Source organism: Streptomyces azureus (assembly GCF_001270025.1).
Classification (GTDB): Bacteria; Actinomycetota; Actinomycetes; order Streptomycetales; family Streptomycetaceae; genus Streptomyces; species Streptomyces azureus.
Window position 1 is genome coordinate 1 of the sequence record NZ_DF968410.1, and the last position, 3,310, is coordinate 3,310.

Genomic DNA, 3,310 nt, shown 5'->3' on the forward strand with positions numbered 1-3,310 from the left:
CCTCCTGCCCTGACAGACACCCAACATCACCACCAACTACGGGCCAGAGCCGAACGATTTACAGTCCCTCGTCGGTTTCCGGCGGCCTGGAACGACAGGGCCGAACGGGCGTCATGGGCGGGACTTTCGGTGCCGGCCGCCGCTGCGGGTGCGCGGGCCTTTCGTGACGGTGAAGGCGAGGGCGAGGCCGAGGGCCTGGAGGACGGCACAGGCCGTAATGACGTGATCCAGGGCGGCCGGGGACGTGGTGGCGACCAGGATGCCGGCGAGGGGGTAGGGCAGGAGCAGGATCAGGACGGTCAGGGACAGGGTGCTGCCGAAGACCTCGGCGGGTATGAGGCGGGAGCGCAGGGTTCGCAGGACGACGGTGAGCACGCCGTCTCCCGCCATGAAGGCAGCGATCAGCAGAAGGTACGTCGGATAGGCGTCGGCTTGAGCGAGGGCGAAGCAGGTCACGGACGCCACGCAGGCGGCGAAGCGTCCCACTGAGGACAGGCCCCATCGGTCGATGGCGAACCGGCAGACCGCGATCGCCGCCAGGGAGGCCGCCGCTGCGACGGACCACACCACGCCGACCGAGGCGCTGGTGTGACCGAGCTGTTTCACCAGAATCACCGGAACGGCGGCCTCCAGTACTCCGAGCGCCAGGTTGGACAAGGCCAGCCCTACCACCAGAAACGCAAGCGCAGGCAACTCGCGCAGAGTCGACCACCCGGTCCGCAGACTGTCGGCGAGGGACATGGCCGCAGTCGACCGGGCTCCGCGCACCCGCGGGGTGACGGCAGCCGCCAGCAGGGACAACCCGCCGATGGCGGCGAGCATCCCTGTCGAGCCGGTCCACTGCAGGAGAAGGCCGCCCGCCGCGGGCCCCGCGAGAGCGGCGCCCTGGTCTATGCCGAGGAGGACCGACTGGACGCGATGGGCCCCGTCGGCGGCCTCCCGGCTGGCCTCCGCGCCGACGCTCTCGGCCGCGATGTAACTGAACTCGGTCAAAAAGCCGGTGCACGCGGCGAGCAGCATCACCACGACCGTTGCGGTGTGGCCCTGCGCGAATGCCAGGACCAGCGCGGCGAGGCCGACAACACCGGCCCGGGCGGTCGCGGCCAGCCGGAAGACCCGCGCGGCGCCGAAGCGGTCGACGGCCGAGCCGGCCATCCCGAACGTGCTCAGCCGGGGCACCCACGCCAGCATGAACGCGATCCCCGTCAGCGACGCCGAGTCGGTGGTGGCCAGCACCAGCAACGGGATGGTGTAGGTGGCCATGGACGATGCGGCGGCATCGGCGAGGCGGGGTAAGTAGATGCGCCGCGACGGGCCGTACTCCGGGAGGCGGGCATGTCGGGGACCGGCGGATCGGATCAGAGTAGTCATCAGGTAGGGCAGTACTTCGCTTGTGTCTCATCAGAGCAGCGGTCGCTCATGTCGATTGCCGCCACAGGTCTGTGACTGCAAAGTGGTCGATTCGTCCCTCTACTGCATGTCCTGCTCTCTCCGCGAAGTAGCGCCGACACCCTCTCGGGCGCCCGGCATTGCCGCGTACCGCCATTCCGTCCTACCCGAGCCACGAAGGCTATCGACCACCTTCCGCTACCTACCCGTGTCCGACCGATGCGGGAATCCCCTACCGTCGCGTGCACGCTGACGGTCATTGATGCAGGGCCAGATCCGTCACGGGGGAACGAGCCTGCCCCTGCACGTCGGAGCCCGCGTACCCCCTCCACAGAGGACGGGCCCCATGCCCTGCATCGGTTGGGCCACCTCGTACAGCGCACTGTGGGGCAGAAGTGTCACGGGTGACTGCGGAAGATCACAGAGTCAACACGCTTGTGCAGGAGGCCGTTCGGTGACGTCACAGGTCAGTTGCAACGACGGCGCGTCCTTCGGCCTCGTGACGAGACCGAAGGGGGGAGCGTCGCGTGATCCCGAGAGGGACAAGAGCAGCGCTGGCAGCCTCGAAGGCATCGTCCTGCCACCCCCGACGTGCTGCACAACTTCGTACGCCTCCTGGGCGGCGACGTCGACCACTTCACCGCACTCCTGGACAACGCCCACCGCGAAGCCACCCGCAGCACAGCACTCCTGCAGCCAGCCCCAGACCTCGAACCCGATCCCACGGCCGCACCCCTCGCACACCGCACCCCGCCTCAGCCTGCCCTCAGGCACAACCGCCTCGCCGGACCCGACGCGGTGATGAAAACCTTCAGCAAGGTGCTCACCGAGGACCACACCGTCGAAGACGGACGCGCCCGCCTCCAGGCCGACGCCGACCACGGCGGCGACCCGGGCCCGGATCGCCGCCGCCTCGGCGCGGGAGCGGGGTCGCGGCTTCGCGGGGCGGGTCTTGCGGGCAGCCCACACCGTATGCGTCGCCCACCGGGCCGGCGCCGACCGCGACGCCTACTTGTCCGGCCTGTCATGTTCCTCTGTGGGGGCTGAGGGGAGCTTGCGCTGCCGCAGGGCTTCAGCGATTGAGGTCAGTGGTCGCCCTCGGGCGCGGCGTCCCGCTCGGCGGCACGGCGCACGGGAACCTGGACTGTGAAGCCCCATCTGGTGCAGGAGCGCCAGGTCTGCGCCAGGCTGAGCCTAGGCCTCGGGGGGTCTGCGAGGCCGGCCGGGGCGGCCTGCGACAGGTTGTGCATCTCGTGGATCTGCGGGTCAGTCAACCCTGCGCTTGTGCCCGGGCACCTGCGCCCTCGGGGCGGCCGCTGTATCGGGCGATCGCCGCTGCGAGCAGCAAGACTGGATCGTGTACGGCGCTCCCTGTCGAGGGCCTGGGCCTGTCTCCCCGGCGACAGCCGGGGAGACAGGCAGAAGCGTCAGCGCGGACGCCGGGTCGCCAGCCAGAGGCAGATGCTGGGCGGTACGGCACCAGCCAGTCCCGCAATCAATGCCGCTCCCGCCATCCGCTCCCTGAGCGTGGGCAGCAGCCCGGTGACCCGGCCTGCGGTGGTCGGAACCGAAACCTCGCAGCCCCGCTCGGTCATGGACGTGCCGCCGCCTTCGACGAGGAGCCCATGGCCGTCCTCCATGCACCGCTTGGCCCCGATGGCGTTGGCCCCGAACCACAGCAGCGCGGCCAGTCTGACCAGCAGAAGCGCACCCGCCAGGCCCGCTCTGCGGAGGAGGCGGCTGCGATCGGCGTCCGGGTGGGACCGGTGAACGTCTCCACTCACACCGGCTCAGCCCTCAACACCCCACCCGCACGGGCAAATTCCCGCCACCAAGCCTTCTGCAACACCCTTTAGCTTGATCTTTAACCTGTGCGGCGGGGTCGTGTGGTTGTTGACTTCTTCGTTCGCTGTTTCGTAGT

2 protein-coding genes are annotated in these 3,310 nt (G+C 69.5%); both read right to left on the bottom strand.

Features of this window, described 5'->3' with window-relative positions; all coding sequences use genetic code 11:
- Positions 1 to 111 precede the first annotated feature (111 nt).
- Positions 112 to 1,371, bottom strand: coding sequence for an MFS transporter (locus tag AOQ53_RS33590; protein WP_059423057.1), 1,260 nt, complete (start codon positions 1,369 to 1,371; stop codon positions 112 to 114).
- A gap of 1,445 nt (positions 1,372 to 2,816) precedes the next feature.
- Positions 2,817 to 3,173: a hypothetical protein gene (locus tag AOQ53_RS33605; protein WP_059423062.1), complete on the bottom strand. Its 357-nt coding sequence runs from the start codon at positions 3,171 to 3,173 to the stop codon at positions 2,817 to 2,819.
- Positions 3,174 to 3,310: the final 137 nt, after the last annotated feature.